This is a genomic window from Gardnerella sp. Marseille-Q9185 (genome assembly GCF_046508745.1).
GTDB lineage: Bacteria > Actinomycetota > Actinomycetes > Actinomycetales > Bifidobacteriaceae > Bifidobacterium > Bifidobacterium greenwoodii.
This window is the reverse complement of record NZ_JBKFWK010000001.1, coordinates 638,877-663,243: the sequence shown is the minus strand read 5'-3', so window position 1 is coordinate 663,243 and position 24,367 is coordinate 638,877. Positions and strand designations below refer to the sequence as shown.

Below are 24,367 nucleotides of genomic sequence, written 5' to 3'. Positions count from 1 at the left end.
CAACGTTTGTAGCAACCGTTTGAACCGCTTGTACAAGAAAGAAGAACCATATTATGGCTCCGAAAAAGAAAGTCTCCGCGCTTATTAAGCTCGAGATTCAGGCTGGTAAAGCAAATCCAGCCCCACCACTGGGTCCAGCATTAGGCTCCCACGGCGTGAACATCATGGACTTCTGCAAGGCCTATAACGACCAAACGAAGGACAAGATGGGTCAGATCGTCCCAGTAGAGATCACCGTTTACGAAGATCGTTCCTTCACCTTCATTTTGAAGACCCCACCAGCCGCTGCTTTGTTGCTTAAGGCTGCTGGCATTCAGAAGGGCACCGAGAATCCATTGACTCACAAGGTTGGTTCTGTGACCAAGGCTCAGGTGCGCGAAATCGCCGAAATTAAGATGCCTGACCTCTCCGCACGTGACGTCGAGGCCGGTATGAAGATCATCGCGGGCACCGCTCGCTCGATGGGTATTACCGTTACCGACTGAAAGGGAGTGTAGAAATGGCTAAGCGTTCTAAGAAGTATCGTGAAGCGGCTGAGAAGATCGACCGCAATAACCTGTACACCCCAGCTGAAGCTATTGCTTTGTTGCAGAGCATGCCAAAGCACGCTTTCGACGAGTCCGTTGAGGCTGTTATGCGCCTTAATGTGGATCCTCGCAAGGCTGATCAGTTGGTCCGTGGCGTTGTGAACTTGCCAAACGGCACCGGTAAAACCGCTAAGGTTTTGGTGTTCGCTCGTGGTCCAAAGGCTACTGAGGCTCAGGAAGCTGGCGCAGACATTGTTGGTGATGACGAGCTTATCGAAAAGGTTGCCGGTGGCTTCCTTGACTTCGATGCAGTCGTTGCAACCCCAGACATGATGGGTAAGGTTGGCCGCTTGGGTCGTGTTCTCGGTCCTCGTAGCTTGATGCCAAATCCAAAGACTGGCACCGTGACCATGGATGTTGCCAAGGCTGTTGCCGACATTAAGGGCGGCAAGATTGAGTTCCGCGTGGATCGCCAGGGCAACCTGTCCTTCCTCTTCGGCAAGCTCTCCTTCGATGCCAAGGCTCTTGAAGAAAACTTCAAGGCTGTTGCAGACGAAATCCGCCGTTTGAAGCCAAGCACCATTAAGGGTCGTTACATTACTAAGGTAACTGTGACTTCCACGATGGCTCCTGGTATTCCAGTGGATATTGCAAGCATCGCTGCCTGATTTATTGCTGAATTTATTGCCTGCGTAATTTTGCGCACAATATAATTAAGCGCTAAGGCTTAAACGCTGAAAATGTGCTCTTTTTGAGTTACGTTTTCAGCGTTTTTTTTTGTTACTTATGTCGCTGCGTTTCTGCATTAGTAACAAATAAATGGTGTTTTGTGTTGTTATTGCAGTAGACAATCTGCGCTAGTAACGAATAATTGCGATTTAGCGTTGTTATTGCAGTAGACAATCTGCGTTAGTAACGAATAGGTGACGAGAGAGGTTGCGGCGCGTGTGGTCTTCGCGCGTGTCGCGGGGAAAGCGGCGGTTTTTCAAGGGTTTGCGGGCGGTGCGGGGGAGCTGCCGCGAGTTTCCTGAGAGTTTTCTGAGAAAAATCTTTGAAAATCGTGAAATAGTATTTTTTACGATTAAACAGTGCTGTTTAGCGTATTTTTTGTGGTTTTATGCGCTTTTACTTGAATATTTTTGTAATTTTGTTGATGGTTTCTGTGTTGGATGCATATTTTTGCTCTTGACTTTTTCGAACGGGGGGGGGGTATGTTAATAACAGCTTTCAGCTAGATACTCTATCTGAAAGTTATCCACAAGAGATTGATTTTGTGGGTTTATGTTTTTCACTGCGTTTTAAGCGTGGTGGAGAAGAAGAAAGGAAAATATTATGTTTAACAAGAAGGCTATCGCCGCACTCGCTGCTGGCGCCACCCTCGTTTCCGGCTTGGCTTTTGCTGCTCCAGCAATGGCTCAAGATCCTGATTTTAGCCCATTGCTCGTGCAGGATGTTAATGCTGCTAAGGTTGCTAAGGCTAAGGAAGATCTCAAGAAGGATCAGAAGACTCTCGATGATGCTAAGAAGGATCTCGAGGAGAAGCAGAAGGAATTGAAGACTGCTGAGGCTGAAGAGGCTGCTAAGAAGACTGCTCTTGATAACGCCGATGAGGCTGGTAAGGATGCTGCTCAGACTGCTTACGATCAGACTAAGGGAGCAACCAAGGCTAAGAAGACTGCTGTTGAGAAAGCTAAGAAGGCTGTCACTAATGCTCAGAATAAGGTTGATTCTGATAATGATGTGATTAATGCTGGTAAGCCATCTAACACCACTCCAACCACTCCAACCACCCCAACCACTCCAAAGGATGATAAGAAGCTTGATCTTATTAATCTTTTGAAGGGTGGCGATGAGCCATCTGGCGCTACCATGGTTTCCCCATTCGGTACCAGCACTCTTTACACCAACTACAAGGGTTTGACCGCTGAACTTATCAAGAAGGGTATCACCAACATTGCTGCTTACGATGCTCTTCTCGACAAGCTCGAGTTCGGTTTGAAGCAGTCCGGTTGGGCTAACATCATTAAGAACTTCGGTGGTGACAACTGCGCTTACTTGGCTAAGCTTCGTCGTCAGCTCCAGAAGGCTGTAAAGCACTACGGCCACGTTGAGGCTGCTGTGAAGGATATCCTTGCAGAGCTTAACGAGGATTACAATGATGCTAAGGCTGCTGAGGATTGGGATGCAGCTAAGGTAATCAAGGGTAAGATTGCTCAGGCTAAGGGCTTGCTTGAGGTTGCTCATCACAACCGCACTCGCGCTGAAGCTATCTTGGATTCCGCTAATGATCACGCTCGTGATTTGAGCTGCGATACTGGCGCCAAGGATGTCTTGAAGGCTCTCAAGGGTGCTAAGGCCGACAAGAAGGCTGACAAGAAGGCTGATGCTAAGAAGGCTGCTCCATTGGCTAAGACCGGTGCTGTTGTAGCTTTGGCTGCTGTTGCTGCTTCCGTGCTTGCTGGCATGGGTGTTGCTCTCCGCAAGATTCGTCACTAAGCTGTTAGCACACTAAGTGTGCTGATCGTTTAATGATTTGTTTGTGAGCGTGCCGTATGTGAGTATGGTGCGCTCACTTGTTAAATCTTTCACTCAACGTGCTGCAAATGCTGTTTAGTGTTTTGCGGCGGGTTTGCTTTCGGGCTTTTGCATGATTCTACTGTTTTGCCAAATCTCTTTCTTCACGGTAGTGTTGTGCGCCGGTTTTCGATGGCGTGACTGTTGAGTGTTTGGCTGGCTTGTTTGTTAGGGAAACGAGTCGGTTTTGTTAAAGGGCTTGGGTTTGGTGCTACTAGGGGCATCAGGCTCCAGGCCCTTTCTTTTTATGTGTCTGCTTGCTGTGGTGTGAGTACTGCTTGCTGTTGCGATGCGACCAAAACGACTAAACTGTGAGTAGTTTATGTCGCCTGCGCTTTTAGTGACCAACTTGTCTAGCGGTTTACTTGCTTGCTTACTCATCTGCTCACTAATCTACACATCTATCTACCTATCTAATTAACAATCCTCCAACAAGCCTATTTACTCTTCCTGCTTCTCATGTTCTTTTTTATACTTGAATCATTAAATAAAAAATAAATAGTTTTGTTAAATTTGTGTTGGGCTATTTTAGTTGTGGATGGGGGTGTTTTATGTTAAAGACAGAGCAACTTATAGATAAACTAAAAAATAAGGGTGTTGCTTTTCAAGAATGTACAGTTGAGGATGCTGTTTCATTTTTGAATGAGCATAATTATTATGTTAAAGTTACTGCCTATAAGGCAAATTTTCATAAGCATAATGGTAAATATGTGGGTCTTGATTTTATGGCTCTAAAAGATTTATCTACTATTGATATGTATTTACGACGTTGGATTATTAGTGCAAGTCTTAGCGTGGAACATTCTTTAAAAGTCAATATATTAAAAGATATACAAGAAAAAAATATTGATGAATTCAATATAGTAAGTGAATATATTGCAAAATATCTTCGTATTATAGCAGAGCTTGATAATAGACGATCTACTGCGTATGTGAAAACCCTATTAGGTAAGTATAATCACCCTAATTATCCTATATATGTTTTTCTAGAAGTGATTCCATTTGGAGAATTTGTTAATTTTTATAAGTATTACTGTGCAAAGTATGAATATGATGGATTTAATTGTACATTGCTGGACAATATAAGAAATATACGGAATGCTGCAGCTCATAGCAATTGTGTTATTCATGATTTAACAAATAAAGCTGGGTTTTACAATAATTATTTAGTTTCTCGAGTTGTTAAGTTGTTGGCAGGTGTGAAAAAGAGAACTATTCAAGACAGGTTGAAAAATAAATGCGTGCAAGATTTTATTTCGCTGCTTATTGCGGTGGATGATGTTATAAAGAGTGAGGATTTAAAGAATCATTGTTTACAGGAAATCAAGGAATTGTTTGACGGTAGGATGGTTAGGAATAAGGATTTGTACAAGTCGTCTACGTCATTGCAGCAGATGTATATTTTTTGTAAAGAGATTGTACATAATGTACAGCCATCATAGTAATTTATTGAATACGATTTGAAAACGAAAGTTTTGCGGGCGATGCATTTATGCGTCGCCCGATTTTTTTGATTATTCCTGAATTGGTTAGTGGTATTTTTGCTGGAGGTGCGTATGACAACAATCTTTAACGTGGCATCGTACATCCTTGATATTACTGGAACTATTACCACTATGAAGCTTCAGAAGTTAGCTTACTATTCGCAAGCGTATTCTTTGGCTACTACTGGATATCCGTTATTTGACGAGGATTTTCAGGCATGGAGGAATGGCCCTGTTTGCCCAGAATTATTCGCGATGCATCGCGGGAAGTTTTTGATTCGTAAAGGTGAGCTTGTAATTCCCAATACTGAGAAGCTTCAGGATAATTCTTTAACAGATGTCCAAAAGATTCTTGTGGAAAAGGTATGCGAAAAGTTTGCTGGATATTCTGGTAGTGATTTGAGTGCTATGACGCATAGTGAAGATCCATGGAAGAATGCTTATGATGGTGCTAATGGTTCGGCAATATGCGTTCAAAAAATTACTAAAGATTCTTTGAAAGATTACTATTCAACTCATAATTTTTTGCGGTAAGCGTTGAGTAGTTTAGGTCGCGCGTCTTTATTATTGTGCACTTCGTTTAGTGCGAATCGCGAATGCGGCCAATTGTTATTGCCGTTTGCAGCACATAAGCTGCGCGCGGATCCGTCGCATCCCAACCTGTAGTTTGCGCAACCTTACGCAAACGGTATCTCACAGTATTTGGATGCACATTCAGCTCGTGCGCAGTCTGATCAAGAGCGCCGCCAAAACGCAAGAACATATCAATCGTTTCAAGAGTTGGATCATCACTACTGTATGGCGCCAAACTTTGATACACCTTGTTATACAAAGTATTAAAAGCAGTAGAATCGCCAATAAGCGCGCGTTCTGGAAGCACGTCATCAGTATGAATAACCTGTGGCAAATGTTTAATCGCCGGCGCAACAGCAATCGACGCAAGAGTTGCGGTAAGTTCGGAAGAAATCTCACTAACTCCTTCAACTAAACTACTTACGCAAATAGGCTTTTTAGAAGGAGCAAACACGCTGCAAATCTTCTCTAAAGCTTGTTCGCTAGGTTCTTCACGCACGGCAAGCAAAATAATATGCGAAGGCGTAGCAAAGGCAGCGGAATCGTTAATATTTTTAGCAAAAGACTTAGTTGCCTGCCATGCTTTAGAAATGCGTTGCAATGCGCTACTTTGCACGCGCTCAACAATAGCGTCGTAGGCGTTGCAGCTTCCGAGTTGCGGCCAAATATTGCGACGTAAAGCATCCGTATTGTCGGCAGGAGCTACGGGAGCTGGTTTTCGATTTGGGCCGTCGTCCGGAGTGATTTCCTTGCCAAAAGTTCCGGCAATAATAACTATTTTTGGAAAGTCGGGCCACTGAAGCAAATGCATAAAAGCGTCAATTCTAGAATCGCAAATGCCGTTCATTAAGCAAGTTGCAATTAAAGTGTGCAGACGAAGGCGCATAGCTGAGTCGAAAATTTGGCCGTCGCGAGTGTCAAAAATGCCAAAGTCGGTGGATTTAGGAGCGCTAGGTAGGGGAGTAAAATGCGGGGCGGAGTTTGCGGAAGATTGAGTATCTTTGACTTTAGCGTCTTTGCTTTTATTATCTTTGTTCTGATTTGCAGAAAGCCTATGCCACAAATGGTGACGATGCTTTTCTTCATTAGATTTGGTTTCTGCAATAGCATTTTCAGTCTGATTGGTTGCAGTCTGATTGGTTTCAGTCTGGCTAAATTCAGCCTTATTAGTTTCAGCTTGGCTAGCTTCAGCCTTATTAGTTTCGTAAGATTGCACGCTGGCTAGAAGCGAGAGAAAATCAAGATCTTCAGAAGGTACGAGTGAAGCGCGCTCGCTGCTATTTTGCGCAAACTGCTGTGTATGCTTCTCGTCCATCTTGTGCCTTTAACTCTAAACATTCTTTACCATTATAGCGCGTGCGAGTAGAAGTATCTCTCCAAAAAGTAAGAGCAACAAAGCAGAAAGCAAAAGCAATAGGCAGCATGTGACGCTCAAAATTATTCGCAGGTGCCAAAATCATTACTCCAATAAGCAAAGCCAAAGGCATATGCCACAAAACCGTGCGCCAGCGGCGAAGAATAATTTCCGCAACCCCAATCAGCAGCGTTGCAATAACAAAAGTATTTCCGTGAATAGGCCAGCCGATAACTGGAATATCGCTCCAAGTGCTTATGGAATCTGCAAAGTCTGTGCGGAACTGAGGATTCCAGTAGCGAATCCAATCGGAATTGCGAATATTATCCGTGTTAATATAGTATTCTGGACCAACGTATGGGCGGTCAAAAATATCGAAATAGCCGTAAGATTTCGCAAGAAAAGCATCCGTTGCCACAAGCGGACTATGTGTTACCATTTGCCACCATGCAATATTTAATTTGCTAATATTTTCGCGACTAACGTAGCGCCAGCGGTAACTTACTTTCTTTGATTGCAATCCGGAAGATTTTACAGGGTCGGCATCGTAAGGCTTGTATGCTTCGGCGGTTTGATCGAGGTTAAAAATAGGTGCAATAATGCGTTTTGCGCTTTTAGGAATGCTGTGTGGGTCGAGTTTTGCAATGCGCGCGATTTGCTGCAATTGCACGCCGCGGCTTTCAATAGGGTCGCCATTAATAATTGCGCCACTAGAAATAAGAAGCAGCAGAGCGCCGTGAATAATAATTGTTGGAAGCAAAATAGTGCAGAGCCACAGACGCCAGCGTTTGCGCATGAATATAAGCAGAAGCACGCATTGTATAAGTAGAATATACCATGCATATTTTGCGGCAATAAGCATGACGCATACAGAAATAAGAAGCTCTAAAACGGTGTGCCAATTGGGTTTTGTGTAGTTTTGTGTAGTTTTGCTGGAGATTGAATATGCGCTGCTTGTGTTTGAATATGCGCTGCTGAGTTCATAATTTATGCCGAACCACCACAGGAATGCGAAGGCAAAAAGTGGCGATTTTGTGAGCGCAATTGTGGAGCACACAACAAGCGGGCTTAGCAAGAACATTAGTAAGACGGCAAATCTTGCGAACGTTGGGGTTTGCTGCGATTGCTGGGATTGCTGCGATTGTTGCGATTGTTGTGCTTGCACAATTTTTAACCAAGGTCTATTTAAGAAGCGATTCGCGCTCGCTGCAACGCACCAAGCTGCAAATACAAACTGTATAAAAGCTAAAAGTATAATTCCGGCATCGTTGGAATCGGTAAAATATCGTGAAACTGCGGTTGTAGCACCGTAAATAACGGTTAGCACAATGTTGTGCTGATCGGTTAAATACGTTGGCTTCGAAGGCCAAAGGTAGTGAGCTGTGGGGTAAATGTCCATTGGAACGAAGCTAAAGAAGCCAATATAGGGCTGATTTAAGCCGGTAACCTGATTCCAAGCCCAACTGTACTCGCGAATTTGCGAGCAGATATCGGCGCCGTACGCGGCAAGCAAAGTGACTGGAGCCCAAAGCCAACCTAGGAAGAAAGTGAGGAAAAGATTGCGGCGATTTCGTGTGGAATGCTTAATAAACCAGAGTGCGGCGTTATAAAAACGCTTAGAAATGTTGCGAATTAGGCGGCAGATTGCGGATGTGTGGTGCTTTTTTCTAAAAATCGACTTAATCCACGCCCCAAAACAGCTGTATTGCTTAGGAAAAGCCGCATGCTTGCCGTAATAAACAATCGTCCACAAAATAATCGCGTATATTGCGAACGCGGCAATAAAAATCAGCGCGTTAATCCAAGAAAAATCAGTAATAGAGCCTAAATGAACCTTAATATCTTGGTTGCGAAAGATTGGGCCGAGGCTTGTGCAAAGTGCAAGAATAAAGCAAAGTATGGTGGAAAGTGCAGCGCATGCTATGCGGAAACATTTGCCGTGTAGTTTTCCGGCGTTTGTTGTCGTTTCGGCGTTATTCGGAAACATTTGCCGTATTATTTTCCGGCAATTGTTGTCGCTTTGAATGTTTTTGACCACATTTGCCGTATTATTTTCCGGCGTTTGTTTCTGTTCTGAATGTTTTTGACCACATTTGCCGTGTAATTTTACGGCGTTTGTTGTCGTTTTGGCAGATTCGCAGGATTCGCTACGCGTGCTACGTGCGTTACGTGCGCTATTCATAATCAACACCTGCTTAAAAAATTTAATAAAACTGCACATATGCTTATTAAATCTGGCTTGTCTGTACATTTCGACGCACCAGAGCATAAGCATATAATCTGATGTAAATTATACCTATGACTACTTTTTCTTCGCAAAGTGTGGCATTGATGCCGCGCACGTCAAATGTAGCAGATTTAGTAAAATATTTCGCAATCACGGATTCTACGCAAAATATTGCGCGCGAAATCATACAAAAAGGCGAAATAATTTCGCGAGATGACGGAAAACCAACAATATTTGCGATTGTTGCAGACGAGCAAACAGCTGGTCGCGGCAGGCTTGGACGCGCGTGGGTGAGTAGGCCTGGGGAAAGTTTTTTGGTATCTTTCGTAACTTTGCTGCCAAAAACTATAGTTATGGACGAAAGCAGAAACGGCTGGTTGCCAATAATTGCAGGACTTTCGGCGCGAGATGCTCTGCTGGAAACGTTCCGAGAATATAAGAGTTCGCCGATTCATGCGGATGCATGCGCGCTTAAACTTAAATGGCCAAACGACGTATTTTTGCACGACTGCAAAGAGGGCGGAATCTTAACAGAAATTGTGGCTGATCCAAGCAAGGATGATGTTGTTGGAGTAGTTTTTGGAATCGGATTGAATTTGCATGTGCCGCAAGAAGTATTGCCGATTAAGATGGCAACTTCGCTGCAAATGCACATGAGCGGGCTGCCGAAAGCTATAGAATTGCGTGATGCGATTGCTGCAAAAATCGTTACTGGATTGCGAGTGAGATTATGCGATTTTATTCGTGATTATCCAAGTAATTGCGCCGGTTTACTTAAAGGATTAAGCGATGTGTGCTGGACTCTTGGTCGCAAAGTGAATGTGCATCCGGTTGATGGAAGCATTGTGACAGGAACGGCTGTGAAAATTGGGGAGGATGCGTCTCTTACGATTCGCAAAGATTCCGGCGAGGAGATTGTGGTAAAAAGCGGCGATGTGCAGGCCGTTGCGTATGAAGAGTGAGATTTAAAGAAAGCAGACGCGATGACTTGCTTTCTGCGCGCGTGTCTATGGTTGGTTGTTTTCGGACATTCGTGCAGTCGTCGTTCTGCGCTAGTGTCTCATTTTGCTTGTTTTGAGACACTGGTGCAGATGAGTTACTGCGCACGTGTCTGAAGACCGTAGTAGTGAAACATTTGCCGTATTATTTTCCAGCGTTTGTTGTCGTTTTGGACATATTTGACCACATTTGCCGGAGTTTTTTCCCGGCGTTTGTTGTCGTTTTTGTGTTTTGTGGAAACATTTGCCGGAGATTTTCCGACAAATGTTCCCGTTTAGAGTATTTAGATTTATTCGTTACGCGCGCTTTTTGTTAAGTGCATTGTACAAGCCGGAGCAAGCCGCGCTCGCAACAAAAGCCTTAATCAAATCGCCAATCATGAAGATAATTAAGGTTGCTGCAGCAGTAGAAAGTGGCATGCCGGTAAGTAAGCTCTGACCAAAAATGCCGAATGCGTAAATCACAATCGTGCCGATTATGGAAGCAACTGAGTAAGTGCAGAAGCGTGCGAAAGTCTTCTTAAACGAGCGTTCCGGCATCATTGCGTCAAGAGCAACGTCGAATACGCGCTTCAAAGCGGCAGTTGCAGCCACGCCAAAAATAAAGCCAACGAGGAAGCCAGCAGTAGGACCTACGAATACGGCCCAGCCGCCCTTAAATCCAGCGAACACAGGCAAACCTGCAGCGCCCAAAGCCAAATACATTACAACGGAAGCAACGCCCTTGCGCCAGCTCAAAGTCAAACCAATAATGCACAAAACAAGAGTCTGCAACGTAATCGGCACAGGAGTAATAGGCAAATAAATTGCGCCTGCCATAGTAGAAAGTGCCAAAAGCGCTGTTAGAAGAACCGGCTTAGCAAGCCAAGTTGCGGCTGCCTTTACTTTACTAACGGTTGCATTAGATGTTGCAGTTGCAGTTGTTGCTGCATTATTTTGATTCATGTTAGTCATGAAAACCTTCTTTTGGTTATTGCCGGCATGCTTTGAGTAGTTTGCAACTTAAGTATTTCGCTACTCAAGACTTAAGCCTTTGCCGGCTGTTTTCCGTTTCGCTAATCACAATACGTGCCACAAAAATCATGTGCATTGGAGAAGTGTACAAAATTTTGCTCTAGCTTTTGTGTATGTCGGCTCATACGTAAACGCAACTTTTCTAATATCTTGTAACGTATGGTTACGAATATCAAAAAAATTCTCATCGCAAACCGCGGTGAAATCGCTTTGCGAGTTATTCGAACGGCTCACGAAATGGGCATTTCTACTGTTGCAATTTACGCGCCGACTGATCGAAACGCGCAGTTTGTAGAAATGGCAGACGAAGCGTACGCACTTTCCGGAGACACGTATCGCGACACTTATTTAAACGAGGACGCAATTCTTGACATTATTAAAAGAAGTGGCACGGATGCTGTGCACCCGGGTTATGGTTTTCTTTCGGAAGTTGCGTCTTTTGCGAAGAAAGTCAACGATGCTGGAGTTATTTGGATTGGTCCTCGTCCAGAAGCGCTTATTGATTTGGGAGATAAGATTACGGCTCGTCGAGTGGCTGTGCGCGCGAAAGTGCCTCCAGTTCCGGGAATTTCTGAGCCGGTAAAAGATATTCGAGAACTTTTAACTTTTGCGCAAACACACGGCTATCCTGTGATGATGAAGCGCACGGATGGCGGCGGCGGACGCGGCATTACAGTCGTTCGTAACGACGACGAGTTGCGAGGCTTTTATATGAATCACGACGCTCTTCAGGGCGGCGACTTAGACGAATATTTTATTGAGCGTTTTATTGACAAGGCTCGCCACGTAGAAACGCAGTGCGGCCGCGACGCTCACGGAAATTTCACCGTATATTCCACGCGCGATTGCTCGGTGCAGCGCCGAAACCAAAAGCTGGTTGAGGAAGCTCCGGCACCGTTCTTGACTGACGATGAAAAAGATCAGCTTTACCGATATTCTCGTAACCTATTTGAAGCTGTTGACTACGTTGGTCTTGGCACGTGCGAATATATGGTGACTTCTCAGCATAAAGTCTATTTCCTCGAAGTTAATCCGCGATTGCAAGTTGAGCACACGGTTAGTGAGGAAGTTAGCGGGCTTGATTTGGTGCGCGAGCAGCTCAATATTGCTGACGGCGGCGAGTTGACTAAGGATCCAGAGCCTCGCGGACACAGCTTTGAACTTCGTATTACTTCGGAAGATCCTGCTACTAATTTGACTCCAAGTTCCGGAACTTTGACGAAGATTAAGTGGCCTTCCGGACCTGGTATTCGCGTCGATTTTGGTGTTGAAGTTGGAGACAATATTTCACCAAAATTCGATTCCATGATGGGCAAGCTTATTATTACTGCGCAAAGTCGCGAAACCGCTGTTGCTCGCGTGCGTCGCGCTTTGAAGGAACTTTGTATTGAGGGCGTGCCAACTCCAGCAAAACTTTTTGAGCAGATTTTTAACGACCCTGAGTTTACTGCGGAAAATCACAGTTTTGACGTGTCTACTAAGTGGATGGAACGCAAGTATTTGAACCGCGTTCCTGCAGCTTCCTTGGGTGGCCAGCCTGCTTCGCTTGTTTCTGGAAAGTCTGTGGATGAATCCGAAAATAAGCAGCCTGCAATGGAATCCTTCATTATTGAGGTTGATAATAAGCGCGTAAAGCTTACAATTCCGCAAGATATTGTTGACAATTTGACTGGCTCGGCGCGAGTTTGTAGCGTTTCTAGAGCTTCGCAGCCTCTTCGCGGACGTTCGCTTCGCGGAAGTACTCACAAATCTGAGGAACAAAAGCAGATTCCTGGCGTAATTGCAGCGCCTATGCAAGCTGTTATTACGCGCGTGAATGTGGCTGAAGGTCAGCAGGTTGCCAAGGGTGATTTGCTTGTGGTGCTTGAGTCTATGAAAATGGAAAATTACGTTTACGCTCCTGCAGCTGGTACTGTTACCGGAATTTTTGTGGGGCCTGGTGACGGCGTGGAATCGGGCGCAAAGCTTGTGACGATTGATCTTGCTGGAGATAAAAGCGCGGATAAAAGCGCAGAAAAATCTTCCGAAAAAAGCGATGAAAAGTCGGAAGGAGAGCAGAAATGAGCACTTTAGCAAAAGAAAAGTCTGAAATTTCTGGAACTTCAGAGAAAACAGTTAATAGCTCTTCTGTTAATAGCTCTGCTGACGCAACAAACTTGCAGCCTCGTCGCGGAAAAGCAGCTGTTCAGCACGCAGCACAACTTGCTCGTGATGCAGAACAAAAAGCTTTAGAGCGTCAGCACGCAAAAGGTAAAAGCACTGCTCGCGAGCGTCTCGACTTGCTTTTTGATACCGGCTCATTCGTGGAAATCGGACGTTTTAACGGCGGTGACATAAATAACGACGTTGCCGGATGCGCTGTAATCACCGGCTTTGGCGAAGTTTATGGCAGAAAAGTTGCAGTTTACGCTCAAGACTTTTCTGTGCGCGGCGGAACTTTAGGCAAAGCTGAAGGCGAAAAAATCTGCCATCTTTTGGACATGGCTGTTGAGCTTCGCGTGCCAGTTGTGTCAGTAATTGATTCTGGCGGCGCTCGCATTCAAGAAGGCGTTAGCGCGCTTATGCAATACGGTCGCATCTTCAAAAAAACTTGCGAAGCAAGCGGCTTGATTCCGCAAATCTCAATTATTCTAGGCCCTTGCGCTGGCGGCGCTGTGTACTGCCCTGCGTTGACAGATTTTATTATTATGACGCGCGAACATTCGAACATGTTCGTTACCGGTCCGGATGTTGTTAAAGCTGCAACCGGCGAGGCTATTAGCATGGACGATTTGGGCGGCGGACTTGTGCATAACGCAACTTCCGGCGTCGCTCACTATTTGGGCGAAGATGAAGCGGACGCAATTGACTACGCTCGCACAATTCTCGCTTACTTGCCATCTAGCTGCGAAGTAGAGCCTCCAACTTTTGCTTATGCTGCAACGCGCGCGGATCGCGAAACTGCTCGAGAGTTGGCAAGTATTGTTCCGGATAACGATCGTCAGCCTTACGATGTGCTCGACGTGATTCGCAGAATAGTTGATTACGGCGAGTTTGTACAAGTGCAGGAATTGTATGCTGCGTCTGCAGTGGTTGGTTTCGCTTGCATTGAGGGGCATCCTGTTGGAATCGTGGCAAATCAGCCAAAAGTGAACGCGGGTATTTTGGATGTAAATTCTTCCGAAAAAGTTGCGCGGTTCGTGCGATTGTGCGATGCGTTTAATTTGCCTGTTGTGACTTTGGTTGATACTCCAGGTTACAAGCCTGGTTCGGATCAAGAGCACGCAGGAATTATTCGCCGAGGTGCAAAAGTGATTTATGCGTACGCGAATGCGCAAGTTCCGCTTGTTACTGTGATTTTGCGCAAAGCTTTCGGCGGAGCTTACATTGTGATGGGCTCGAAGTCGATGGGTGCGGACGTAAATTACGCGTGGCCAACCAGTCAGATTGCAGTTTTGGGTGCGCAAGGTGCTGTGAATATTATTCATCGTAAAGATTTGCAAAAAGCTAAAGAGCGTGGACAAGACGTTGCGGCTCTTAGAAAACAGCTGGTTGACGAATATGAAGCGACTACTGTGAACGCAAATCTTTCGCTGGAAACTGGTCAGATTGATGCGATGATTGATCCGGAGCAGACTCGCGATATGATTGCGGGCTCATTGAAGCTTTTGCGAAGTAAAAAGCGCGTTTCTAGAACTGGCAAGCATCACGGAAATCAGCCAATGTAGAAATCTACAGAAATTACAGAAATCTACAGAAATTACAGAAATCGCAAAACTTATAAAACTTATAAAAATTTATAAAACTTATTCAAATCGACGAGAAGGAACTACTATGACAACCTACTTTTTCGACCAACTCGCTAATGATCCACACGCACTCGTGTTTGCAGGGCAGTCAACTCCGTGGGTTGAAGCTTTGCGTGAGCTTAGTTCAGACGAAGAATTAAACGCAGAACTTCACGAGTATGAAGCAGGCGCAAAAGCTTTACTCGCGCCAATTTATGCCGAGCTTTTGGCCAACGCCGGCGGCGACATAAACGTGTTTGACGCGCTAGAAAATAAGCATATTAATGCTGCAAACGCGCTTCTTAGTGTTCCTGGAATTACGCTTGCACAGTTCGGTGCAGTGCGCGACTTAACAAATCTTGGATACAACTTTGAAGTAAACAAGCCGTGCGCAGTTTTGGGTCATTCTCAAGGCGTAATCGCAGCAGAAATTGTAAAAGCGCGACTGAAAGCAAAATCTTGGCAGAAGGCTCGCGCTCAAATCGAAGAACTTCTTGCAATCGCATACTTAATCGGAGCTGCAGGGGATCGCGAATCTCGTATGCTTGAAATTACTGGAGATGGTGAGCGCACTCCAATGCTGTCTCTTAAAGGAGTTACTAAAAAGCAGGCAGAAGCCTTGATTTCCCGCGTAGAGCGCACGCGAGGAGAAATCTCAATTGCTGTTAAAAACGCTTACAATCACGTTGTTATTGCAGGCTACCCAGAAGATATGGAAGCTGTTGCAAACGAAGCGCAAAAAGAAACAAAGCGTTCGCAAAAATTGCGCGAAATGAAAGTTCGCGGCGGAGCCGTGTTTGCGCCGGTTGCCGAATATTTGGATGTTACTGTGCCATTCCATTCGCCAATGCTTCAATCCGCTGTTGAGCAGGTAGTAGAGTGGGCTAGTGAGGCTGGTTTGAACACTACAGTTGCGCGCGAATTGGCTGATGCTGTGCTTGTAACTCCTGTTGATTGGGCTGCGCAAATTGGCGAAGTTTTGGAGCAGAACGATGCGCGTTCGCTTTGGATTTTAGATATGGGCCCTAGCGAAGTGCTTGGAAAGCTTACGGGAGTGCTTGTGCAAGGTACGGGCGCTGGAGTTGTGGAAGCTGCTACAATGCGTTCTCGCGCCGAGCTTTCAACTGCTGACTCTGCTTCTGAGCTTCAACGCACCGGCTGCTGGGCTGATTTTGCGCCTCGAGTAATCAACACTCCTTCCGGACGCAAAGTTCTTACTAAATTTAGCAAGCTTACCGGCAAAGCTCCTGTGCTTCTTGCTGGTATGACACCAACAACAGTAGAGCCGGAAATCGTTGCTGCAGCAGCAAATGCAGGCTATTGGGCTGAGCTTGCTGGCGGCGGTCAGGTAACTGCGGAAGTTTTCGATCGCCATATGAAGTCGCTTGAAAATCAGCTTCGTGAAGGCGCAACTGTTGAATTTAACGCCATGTTTATGGATCGCTACCTGTGGAATTTGCAGTTTGGTTCGAAACGAATCGTAGCAAAAAAGAGGCAATCTGGTGCTCCAATTGATGGCGTAGTTATTTCTGCTGGCATTCCAGAACTTGACGAAGCTAAGGAATTGGTAGCGTCTTTGCAAAAGGACGGATTCCCTTACGTAACTTTTAAGCCGGGAACAGTCGACCAAATTCGTCAAGTTGTGCGAATTGCTAAGGCGGTTGCTCCTGCCACGATTATTGTGCAGGTTGAAGGCGGTGCTGCAGGCGGCCACCATTCGTGGGAATCTCTTGACGATTTGCTTATGACAACTTACGCACAAGTGCGTGAATGCAATAATTTGGTGCTTGTTGCAGGCGGTGGTATTGGCACTCCTGAGCGTGCTGCAGACTACATTTCTGGCGAGTGGGCAAATGAATACGGTTTGCCGAATATGCCTGTTGATGCTGTGATGATTGGTACAGCTGCAATGACAGCAAAAGAGGCGCACACAAGCCCTGAAGTAAAGCGTATGCTCGTTGAAACTCCGGGTATTGTGATGCCAAAAGCTTCAAGCGTTGAAGGTTTTGATGAGGATCCGTTCGCACCAATGGGTGAGCGTTGGGTTCCTTCTGGAAAAGTTGTTGGCGGTGTTACTAGTGGCTTAAGTCATTTGCACGCGGATATTTACGAGCTTGAAAACGCTTCTGCACGCTGCGGACGCTTGCTTGTTCACATGATGAAGCATCCTGAAGAGCTTGAAACTCGACGCGATGAAGTAATAGAAGCGCTTAACTCTACTGCAAAACCATATTTTGGTGACGTAGAAAGCATGACTTACGCTCAATTTGCGCAGCGTTTCCTCGATTTGGCATACCCGTGGGTGGATCCTACTTACGCAGATCGTTATCTTCACTTATTGCAGCGTATTGAAGCGCGATTAGTGAGCCAAGATTCCGGCGAATTTACGTCGATTTTACCAACTCGTGCGCAAGTTAGCGAAAAGCCGCAAGCTGCTTTAGACGCACTTTTGCAAGCGTTGCCTCAAGCTCTAGAGATGAACGTTGTGCCAATGGATGCCGCATGGTTCCCAACTTTGGTGCGCGAATACCCGAAGCCAATGCCTTTCGTGCCAGTTATTGACAACGATTTGCTTCGCTGGTGGGGTCAAGATCAGCTTTGGCAGTCGGAAGATTCGCGCTACTCAGCTGACGCTGTGCGCGTAATTCCAGGTCCTATTTCCGTTGCTGGAATTACGACTATGGATGAGCCTATTGCGGATATTCTTGGTCGCTTTGAGAAGGCTATGCTAAATCGTGCGGAAAGCGCGGAAATTGCTGGAAGTGCTGGAAGCGCGGATAATAGCGCGAAAAATAATGCAAATCAGTCTGCATTCAGCCAAATTGCAGCAGCTGCAAACGTGGAAGCTTACGTGCGCGCATGCCCGAATATTTCTTGGGTTGGTCACGTAACTGCAAATCCGGCTTATGCAAGCGCTATGGGTGACGAAAATTACGTAATTACTGTAACTTCTACAAATAACGACGTAATTTCTCTCGATTTAGATATTAAGTTAGATACTTTCTGGGATAATCAAGAAAATCAGGAAGCACAGAATGCTGCTAAAAATGCTGCTAAAAACGCTGCAAACTCGCCAAAACGCAAGCACGCAGTTAGAGATATTGTAATTCCGCTTACAGTTGATGCAAGTAAAGCTGGAAGTATTCCGGTAGTTGACCGCGAGCGTCTTCCAAAGCACGTGTACGAAATGCTTGCAGCAACCGCTGGTATTGGAAATACTGCGATTACAGGCGATGTGCTTGACGCAATGCCAAAGGTTGAAACATTAAAAGAAGATGGCAGTTTGGCGAAATTGCCGGAAGATTTGCTGGAAGAAGGGTATAGAGATTTCCCATTCGGCTTGGTTCACTCTTCTTATACTTTCTCTCGCAATCTTGGAATTGATCACGAGTCGGCTACTGCTGGCCGATTGCCAGACGGACTTCTCGCTTCTCGCATTGTGCCAGACGCGTTAGTCGGTCCTGCTTGGCCAACAATTTACTCGGCTTTGGGTTCCGTAATGGTTGATGGCTACCCGATTATTGAAGGCTTGCTTAATGCGGTTCACTTGGATCACCTGGTTGAGCTTGATGTTGATGCTGAAGATTTCCGCAAGTATGTTGATAAGCGAATTAATTTGCTAGGCTGGGCAGAACCTTACGCAGAATCTGCTTCCGGACGCGTTGTAACAATTCACGTTGTGCACACTGCTGCTGACGGAACTCGACTTGCGCACGAAACCGAGCGCTTTGCTATTCGTGGCCGCAGCTTTAGCAACGCTCTTCCGGAGCCTGCTGCTGAATATGGCGACGCAGAAGGCTTGCATGGCTACGAAATTGAAGACACTCCTCGCAGAGCTTTGCGCAGAGTAGTAGTTCGCGCGCCTCACGATATGACCGCTTTCGCGCGCACTTCTGGAGATTTCAACCCAATTCACACTTCTAAGCGAGGTGCCGCAATTTCCGGGCTTTCCGCGCCACTCGTGCACGGCATGTGGCTTTCTGCAACAGCTCAGCACGTGGCTCAAGCTTTGGACGAAAAGGGCGCTCGTTACGAGCTAATCGGCTGGTCCTACAACATGTACGGCATGGTTCAGCTGGATGACGAAGTAGAAATCACAGTTGAGCGCGTTGGTAAAGTTCGCCGTGGCGGACTCGCTTTGGAAGTTACGTGCCGAGTTGATGGGCAAATCGTGTCTAAAGCAAGCGCACTTACTCGCGCTCCACGCGCAGCATTCGTATACCCAGGTCAGGGTATACAAAAGCAAGGAATGTCGCTTGATGAGCGCGCAAAGTCGCCGGCTGTGCGCGATACTTGGGAAAGGGCAGATAAGCTTACTCGCGAAAAGCTTGGATTCTCAATTCTCGCAGTCGTGCGTGATAATCCGAAGGAACTTACAGCTCACGGAGTAACATATCGTCACCCTGAAGGACTGCTGAATTTGACGCAATTTACGCAAGTTGCGCTCGCAACAGTAGCGTTTGCACAAACCGCGCGTTTGCGTGAATCCGGATGCGATATTTGGCCAGCTTACTTTGCCGGCCACTCGCTTGGAGAATACAACGCTTTAAGCTCCTTCGCGCAGATTATTCCGCTCGAAACTGTGCTTGAATTGGTGTTCCACCGCGGGTCTACTATGCATCATTTGATTGAGCGCGACGAGAAAGGCCGCTCGAACTACCGCATGGGCGCGCTTCGACCAAACCAGTTCGGAGTTGGTGACGAAGGCGTGAACGCTTACGTTGAAGGAATTTCCAAGGCTACCGGCGAATTCTTGCAGATTGTAAACTACAATTTGGCCGGCCAGCAGTACGCAATTGCTGGAACGATTAAGGGCTTGAAAGCTTTGCAAGCAGACGCTTCTAAACGTGCGAAAGAATACGGTGGAAAGCCGCCGTTCATGCTAGTGCCTGGAATTGACGTGCCGTTCCATTCTCGCATTCTTCGAAAGGGTGTGCCGGAATTCCGCGATAAGCTCGATTCGCTTCTGCCAAAGTATATTGACTACTCTGTGCTTGTGGATCGCTACATTCCAAACCTCGTGGCATGCCCGTTTGAGCTTACTCGCGAATTTGCGCAAAAGATTTTGGACGTTGTGCCATCCGAGCGTATTGAAGCAGCTTTGGAAGACGAAGCAACCTGGAAGTCTTACGCAGACGATGAGCAGAAGCTTGGTAGATTGCTTCTTACGGAGCTGCTTTCGTGGCAGTTCGCATCTCCAGTTCGCTGGATTGAAACGCAGGCTCTTATGTTTGCCGATCGCGCTCGCGGCGGTCTTGGCGTTGAAGAGTACGTGGAAGTTGGTTTAGGAAACGCGCCAACTTTGGCAAATCTTGGTGCTAAAACTCTTGCTTTGCCGGAATTTAGTGGCGAAAAAGTGACTGTTTATAACGTTGGTCGAGATGAAGGTCGCGTTTATATGACAGATACTGATTCGCTTGTGCCGGAAGTGTTTGATGAGGAGGATAGCGCGACTGAAGCTGCACCTGCTGCAACTTCCGCTGCAACTTCTGCACCTTCTGCTCCTGCTCCTGCGGCTTCTGCTCCTGCAGCTCCTGCAGCAGCAAGCGGACCTGTAGCAGACTTGCCATTCAAAGCATCCGACGCAATCTCAATGCTTATTGCGTATAGTGCAAAAATCCGTCTTGACCAAATCGGCGACACTGATACAACTGATACGCTTACAAACGGCGTATCTTCCCGCAGAAACCAGCTTCTTATGGATATTAGTTCCGAGCTTGGCGTGGCAAGCGTGGACGGTGCTGCAGAGGCTCCAATGAGCGCATTGCGAAAGCTTGTAGACTCGGTTGCTCCGCGCTACAAGGCTTTTGGTGCCGTACTTTCCGACATTGTGCGCGAACGTTTGCGTGCGCTTTTCGGCGCTGCAGGCGTGAAACCTGCACAAATCGACAAGCGTATTTCGGAAGTTTGGCAGCTTGGCGAAGGCTGGCGTGCGCATGTGCTTGCAGCTTTGGTTTTGCAAACTCGCGAAGGTGCAAGCGTGCGCGGCGAAAATCTTGCGCAACTTTCTACGGATCCTGCAAAGAATACTGCTGCAGCTGACGCTTTAATCGACGCAGCAATTCAACAGGTTGCTCAAGCTCACGGCGTTAGCGTTTCCAAGCCTGGTGCGTCTGGTGGCGCTGGTGGTGCTGTGGTTGATTCTGCAGCTCTTGACGCTTTCGCTCAGCAGGTTGTTGGTGCTGACGGCGTGCTTGCCGCAACCGCTAAGTTTGTTTTAGCAAAGCTCGGCGTTGAGGCTCCTCAAGCAGAAAGTGAAGCTGACGAAAATGCGGCTGTTGTTGCTGCTGTTGAAGCTGAGCTTGGTGCGGATTGGCCAAAGCAGGTGGAGCCTCGATTTGATGAGCGAAAGGCGATTCTTTTCGACGATCGTTGGGCTTCTGCTCGCGAGGACGTTGCGCGCTTGTACTACGAGCATGCAGTAAAGAATGAAGATGTGCAAGCAGATGAAGTTTCTGCAATTGCAAGTCGATTCGGCAGCTTCTTGAGTGCAGGTGAAGCTGTAGCTTCGGAAGCTGAATGGTTCGCTGGTCTCGCAAAATCGCGCGAACTCAACAATCTTGCAACCATATTTAATGGTATTTCTTGCGATGCTCGCACGAAACTTTCGCAAAGTAACGCTTCTGAAGATGCTGCTTACGCAACTCGTTTCGCGGGAGAAGTTGCGGTTGTAACTGGCGTTGCACCAAACTCAATCGCAGCTCGCGTAGTAACAGGCTTGCTCGCAGGCGGTGCCACTGTTATTGCAACTTCTCACAGCTTCAAGCCGAGCGTTAAGTCTTGGGCGAAGAAAGCGTATCGCGAAAACGCTTCGATGGGCGCAAAACTTTGGCTTGTGCCAGCAAACTTGTCTAGCTACCGCGATGTTGACGCGCTTGTGAAGTGGGTTGGCACGGTTTCGAAGAAAGTAAGCGGTGCAACTACCACAATTTTGAAGCCTGCTTACGAGCCGAGCATGTTCTTCCCGTTCGCAGCACCTCCAGTTCACGGCACTTTGGCTGATTCTGGTTCGCTTTTTGAATCGCAATCGCGCTTAATGCTTTGGGGTGTGGAGCGTGCAATCGCTGGATTTGCGCAAATTGGAGCAGACACGGATGTGCAACATCGTATGCACGTTGTGTTACCTGGCTCTCCAAACCGCGGTATGTTTGGCGGCGACGGCGCTTACGGCGAAGTCAAGAGTGCGTTTGATGCGATTGTGAACCGTGCGCATGCGGAAAGCGTGTGGTCGGATCGCGTGACGTTTGCGCATCCTAAGATTGGATGGGTGCGTGGAACTGGCTTAATGGGCGGTAATGATCCGCTTGTTGCCGTAGTTGAACGTCATGGCTTAACTACCTACTCTACGCAAGAAATGGCAGATCGTTTGCTTGATTTGTGCACTCGCGAGGCGCGTAAGCAGGCTGCAATTGAGCCTTTGGACGTAGATTTTACTGGTGGATTAGGCAAGGAGCCTCTTGATTTGAACGCGCTTCGTGCAGAAGCGTTGGAAGATCAAAAGCGTGCTGAAGCTGCGGAAGAAGCTGTTGAAAATGCGGCGGAAGCTGTAGAAGAAGCTACAGAATCTTCTGCTAAATCAACTGCTAAATCAACCAACAAAGCACTTCCTACCCCTTACGTACCAACTCAGCCGCAAGTCAACTTGGCTGATTGGAAGAACGTAACAGCTCGACCAGAAGACGAAATCGTAATCGTATCAGTCGGTGAGCTTGGACCATGGGGTTCTGGACGTACTCGTTTCGAAGCAGAGCTTGGAATTAAGGAAGACGGTTCCGTAAAACTTTCTGCAGGGGCAGTACTGGAATTGGCTTGGAATATGGGCTTGCTTACTTGGCAGGATTCGCCAAAGCCGGGCTGGTATGATGCTGACGGCACGCTTGTTCCAGAAGAAGATATTGCAGAAAAGTATGCTGACGAAGTAGTAGCACGCTCCGGAATTCGACCATTCGAAACCGGCATGGGCGGCGACTACAAGGAAGGAGCGAACGAAGAAGAAGCAGAAATCTTCCTTGATCACGACGTAACTTTCAGCGTGCCAACAGAAACGATTGCGCGCGAATACGTGGCGCTCGACGAAACACACACTGCAATTGCTCGCGATGCAGAATCTGGCGAATGGACAGTTACTCGCAAGGCAGGTTCTATGATTCGCGTGCCACGCAGGGCTGCGATGACCAGAACCGTCGGCGGACAATTCCCTAAGGGCTTCGATCCGCTCAAGTGGGGAATTCCAGCTTCAATGGTTGGGAGCGTTGACACGATTGCGCTGTGGAATATCGTCACAACCGTGGACGCTTACATTTCCGCCGGTTTCACGCCTTCGGAAATTTTGCAAGCCGTGCATCCTTCGCTTGTTGCCTCAACGCAAGGTACCGGTTTCGGTGGCATGAGCTCAATGCGAAAACTGTACTTGGATCGCTTCCTGAACCACGAAATTCCTACCGACGTGCTGCAAGAAGCGCTACCAAACGTTGTGGCAGCTCACGTAATGCAAACATATATCGGCGGCTACGGAAACATGGTTCAGCCGGTGTCGGCTTGCGCAACTGCGGCGGTTTCGCTCGAAGAAGGCGTCGATAAGATTGCGCTCGGCAAAGCGGACTTCGTTGTAACTGGCGCAATCGACGATATTGGCGTGGAATCCGTAGTTGGCTTCGGCAACATGAACGCAACTGCCAATAGCGAAGAAATGTACGCGAAGGGCATAAGTCCACGATTCTTCTCGCGTGCGAACGATCGCAGACGCGGCGGCTTCCTTGAAGCGCAAGGCGGCGGCACGATTTTGATTACGCGCGGCGATATTGCGCTGAAGCTTGGTTTGCCGGTTGCTGGCGTGGTTGGTTTCATTCACTCCTACGCTGACGGCATTCACACTTCTATTCCTGCACCTGGCTTGGGTGCTTTGGCTGCAGGTATGGGCGGCGCAAAGTCTAAGCTCGTGCGCGATTTGGCGGCGCTTGGCGTGACTCCGGACGATATTACTGTGGTTTCTAAGCACGATACTTCCACGAATGCCAACGATCCGAACGAATCCGAGCTGCACAATACTCTTGCGCACGCAATCGGACGCACGGACGGAAATCCGCTGTTCGTAATCAGCCAAAAGACGCTAACCGGACACGCAAAGGGCGGCGCGTGCATCTTCCAAATCAACGGTTTGACGCAGCTGTTTAGAAGTGGCGTAATTCCGGCGAATGCGTCGCTTGATTGCGTGGATCCTAAGCTTGCGCGCGACGATCATATGGTTTGGTTGCGTGAGCCGATGCGCGTTGGTTGCGGAACAGTCAAGGCAGCGCTTGCAACTTCGCTCGGCTTCGGCCACGTGAGCGGATTTGTGGCGTTGGTTCACCCTGGTGCTTTCGAAGCTGCTGTGGCTGCTGCCGATGGCACTGAGACGCTGGAGGAGTGGCGCAAGCGTGCGAATGCGCGCTTGGCGGCCGGTCAGAGAAGGCTTGAGGAAGGCATGATGGGCCACGCGCCGCTGTTTGAGCCAGTGGAAAATCGCCACTTGCTTAAGGATGGCACGCGCCTTCCGGACGGCACTCGCTACGACGGTCACGAGGCAGAAAAGGCGATGCTGCTTAATCCTGAAGCTCGTCTTAACGCCGACGGCTACTACTGCTGATCTGCTGGTTTAGATGGTTTTGACTGCAAACGCCGGGGAATTTTCTCCGGCGTTTGTTGTCGTTTTGGCGTTATGCGGAAACATTTGCTGTGTTATTCCACGGCGTTTGTTTTCGCTCTGGTTTTATTTGACCACATTTGCCGGGAATATCCCCGGCGTTTGTTGCGGTTTTGGGACACTCGTGCAGTTGGCACTCGCGCTGATTACGCTCAGGCAGGTCGTCG

Annotated in this window: 12 protein-coding genes; 9 read left to right on the top strand and 3 right to left on the bottom strand. The window is 47.4% G+C overall.

What is annotated here, in order from left to right; translation table 11 throughout:
* Positions 1–53 precede the first annotated feature (53 nt).
* From rplK to ACLD5M_RS02460, 5 genes are all read left to right on the top strand, one after another.
* Complete coding sequence (gene rplK / locus ACLD5M_RS02480) at positions 54–485, top strand: 50S ribosomal protein L11 (protein ID WP_004118588.1); 432 nt, start codon at positions 54–56, stop codon at positions 483–485.
* Between the two features lie 14 nt (positions 486–499).
* Positions 500–1,195, top strand: coding sequence for a 50S ribosomal protein L1 (gene rplA / locus ACLD5M_RS02475; RefSeq protein WP_410314524.1), 696 nt, complete (start codon positions 500–502; stop codon positions 1,193–1,195).
* 664 nt (positions 1,196–1,859) lie between these two features.
* Entirely contained in the window at positions 1,860–3,023 is a 1,164-nt protein-coding gene (locus ACLD5M_RS02470) for a hypothetical protein (protein WP_410314523.1), read from the top strand.
* Between the two features lie 629 nt (positions 3,024–3,652).
* Positions 3,653–4,543 (top strand): Abi family protein, encoded by an 891-nt coding sequence (locus ACLD5M_RS02465; protein ID WP_410314522.1) that lies wholly within the window; start codon positions 3,653–3,655, stop codon positions 4,541–4,543.
* A gap of 114 nt (positions 4,544–4,657) precedes the next feature.
* A complete protein-coding gene (locus ACLD5M_RS02460; RefSeq protein WP_308583134.1) occupies positions 4,658–5,119 on the top strand; it encodes a Panacea domain-containing protein in 462 nt (153 codons plus the stop codon).
* Between the two features lie 46 nt (positions 5,120–5,165).
* Here the strand turns inward: ACLD5M_RS02460 and ACLD5M_RS02455 are convergent, their stop codons facing one another.
* Together ACLD5M_RS02455 and ACLD5M_RS02450 are read right to left on the bottom strand one after the other, a co-directional pair.
* Positions 5,166–6,473, bottom strand: a complete 1,308-nt coding sequence (locus ACLD5M_RS02455; protein WP_410314521.1) for a PucR family transcriptional regulator — start codon at positions 6,471–6,473, stop codon at positions 5,166–5,168.
* Positions 6,436–8,499: a DUF6020 family protein gene (locus ACLD5M_RS02450; protein ID WP_410314520.1), complete on the bottom strand. Its 2,064-nt coding sequence runs from the start codon at positions 8,497–8,499 to the stop codon at positions 6,436–6,438. The genes ACLD5M_RS02455 and ACLD5M_RS02450 overlap by 38 nt, the downstream gene beginning before the upstream one ends.
* Before the next feature lie 311 nt (positions 8,500–8,810).
* Here ACLD5M_RS02450 and ACLD5M_RS02445 point away from each other — a divergent pair, with 311 nt between their 5' ends.
* Positions 8,811–9,701 (top strand): biotin--[acetyl-CoA-carboxylase] ligase, encoded by an 891-nt coding sequence (locus ACLD5M_RS02445; protein WP_410314519.1) that lies wholly within the window; start codon positions 8,811–8,813, stop codon positions 9,699–9,701.
* A 333-nt stretch (positions 9,702–10,034) separates the two neighbouring features.
* Here the strand turns inward: ACLD5M_RS02445 and ACLD5M_RS02440 are convergent, their stop codons facing one another.
* Complete coding sequence (locus ACLD5M_RS02440; protein ID WP_004133737.1) at positions 10,035–10,691, bottom strand: biotin transporter BioY; 657 nt, start codon at positions 10,689–10,691, stop codon at positions 10,035–10,037.
* Between the two features lie 219 nt (positions 10,692–10,910).
* Between ACLD5M_RS02440 and ACLD5M_RS02435 the strand changes: the two genes are divergently transcribed.
* The 3 genes from ACLD5M_RS02435 to ACLD5M_RS02425 all read left to right on the top strand — a co-directional run bounded on the left by ACLD5M_RS02435 (position 10,911) and on the right by ACLD5M_RS02425 (position 24,143).
* Positions 10,911–12,815, top strand: a complete 1,905-nt coding sequence (locus ACLD5M_RS02435) for a biotin carboxylase N-terminal domain-containing protein (RefSeq protein WP_410314518.1) — start codon at positions 10,911–10,913, stop codon at positions 12,813–12,815.
* Positions 12,812–14,458 (top strand): acyl-CoA carboxylase subunit beta, encoded by a 1,647-nt coding sequence (locus ACLD5M_RS02430; RefSeq protein WP_410314517.1) that lies wholly within the window; start codon positions 12,812–12,814, stop codon positions 14,456–14,458. Before ACLD5M_RS02435 ends, ACLD5M_RS02430 begins: the two co-directional genes overlap by 4 nt.
* A gap of 106 nt (positions 14,459–14,564) precedes the next feature.
* The gene (locus ACLD5M_RS02425) at positions 14,565–24,143 is read left to right on the top strand and encodes a fatty acid synthase subunit beta domain-containing protein (RefSeq protein ID WP_410314516.1); all 9,579 of its coding nucleotides are present in this window, start codon (positions 14,565–14,567) and stop codon (positions 24,141–24,143) included.
* The last annotated feature ends 224 nt before the right edge of the window (positions 24,144–24,367 follow it).

Coding starts and splice junctions, on each gene's coding strand:
- rplK (WP_004118588.1), top strand. CDS start 54: ATGGCTCCGAAAAAGAAAGTCTCCGCGCTTATTAAGCTCGAGATTCAG.
- rplA (WP_410314524.1), top strand. CDS start 500: ATGGCTAAGCGTTCTAAGAAGTATCGTGAAGCGGCTGAGAAGATCGAC.
- ACLD5M_RS02470 (WP_410314523.1), top strand. CDS start 1,860: ATGTTTAACAAGAAGGCTATCGCCGCACTCGCTGCTGGCGCCACCCTC.
- ACLD5M_RS02465 (WP_410314522.1), top strand. CDS start 3,653: ATGTTAAAGACAGAGCAACTTATAGATAAACTAAAAAATAAGGGTGTT.
- ACLD5M_RS02460 (WP_308583134.1), top strand. CDS start 4,658: ATGACAACAATCTTTAACGTGGCATCGTACATCCTTGATATTACTGGA.
- ACLD5M_RS02455 (WP_410314521.1), bottom strand. CDS start 6,473: ATGGACGAGAAGCATACACAGCAGTTTGCGCAAAATAGCAGCGAGCGC.
- ACLD5M_RS02450 (WP_410314520.1), bottom strand. CDS start 8,499: ATGTTTCCGAATAACGCCGAAACGACAACAAACGCCGGAAAACTACAC.
- ACLD5M_RS02445 (WP_410314519.1), top strand. CDS start 8,811: ATGACTACTTTTTCTTCGCAAAGTGTGGCATTGATGCCGCGCACGTCA.
- ACLD5M_RS02440 (WP_004133737.1), bottom strand. CDS start 10,691: ATGACTAACATGAATCAAAATAATGCAGCAACAACTGCAACTGCAACA.
- ACLD5M_RS02435 (WP_410314518.1), top strand. CDS start 10,911: ATGGTTACGAATATCAAAAAAATTCTCATCGCAAACCGCGGTGAAATC.
- ACLD5M_RS02430 (WP_410314517.1), top strand. CDS start 12,812: ATGAGCACTTTAGCAAAAGAAAAGTCTGAAATTTCTGGAACTTCAGAG.
- ACLD5M_RS02425 (WP_410314516.1), top strand. CDS start 14,565: ATGACAACCTACTTTTTCGACCAACTCGCTAATGATCCACACGCACTC.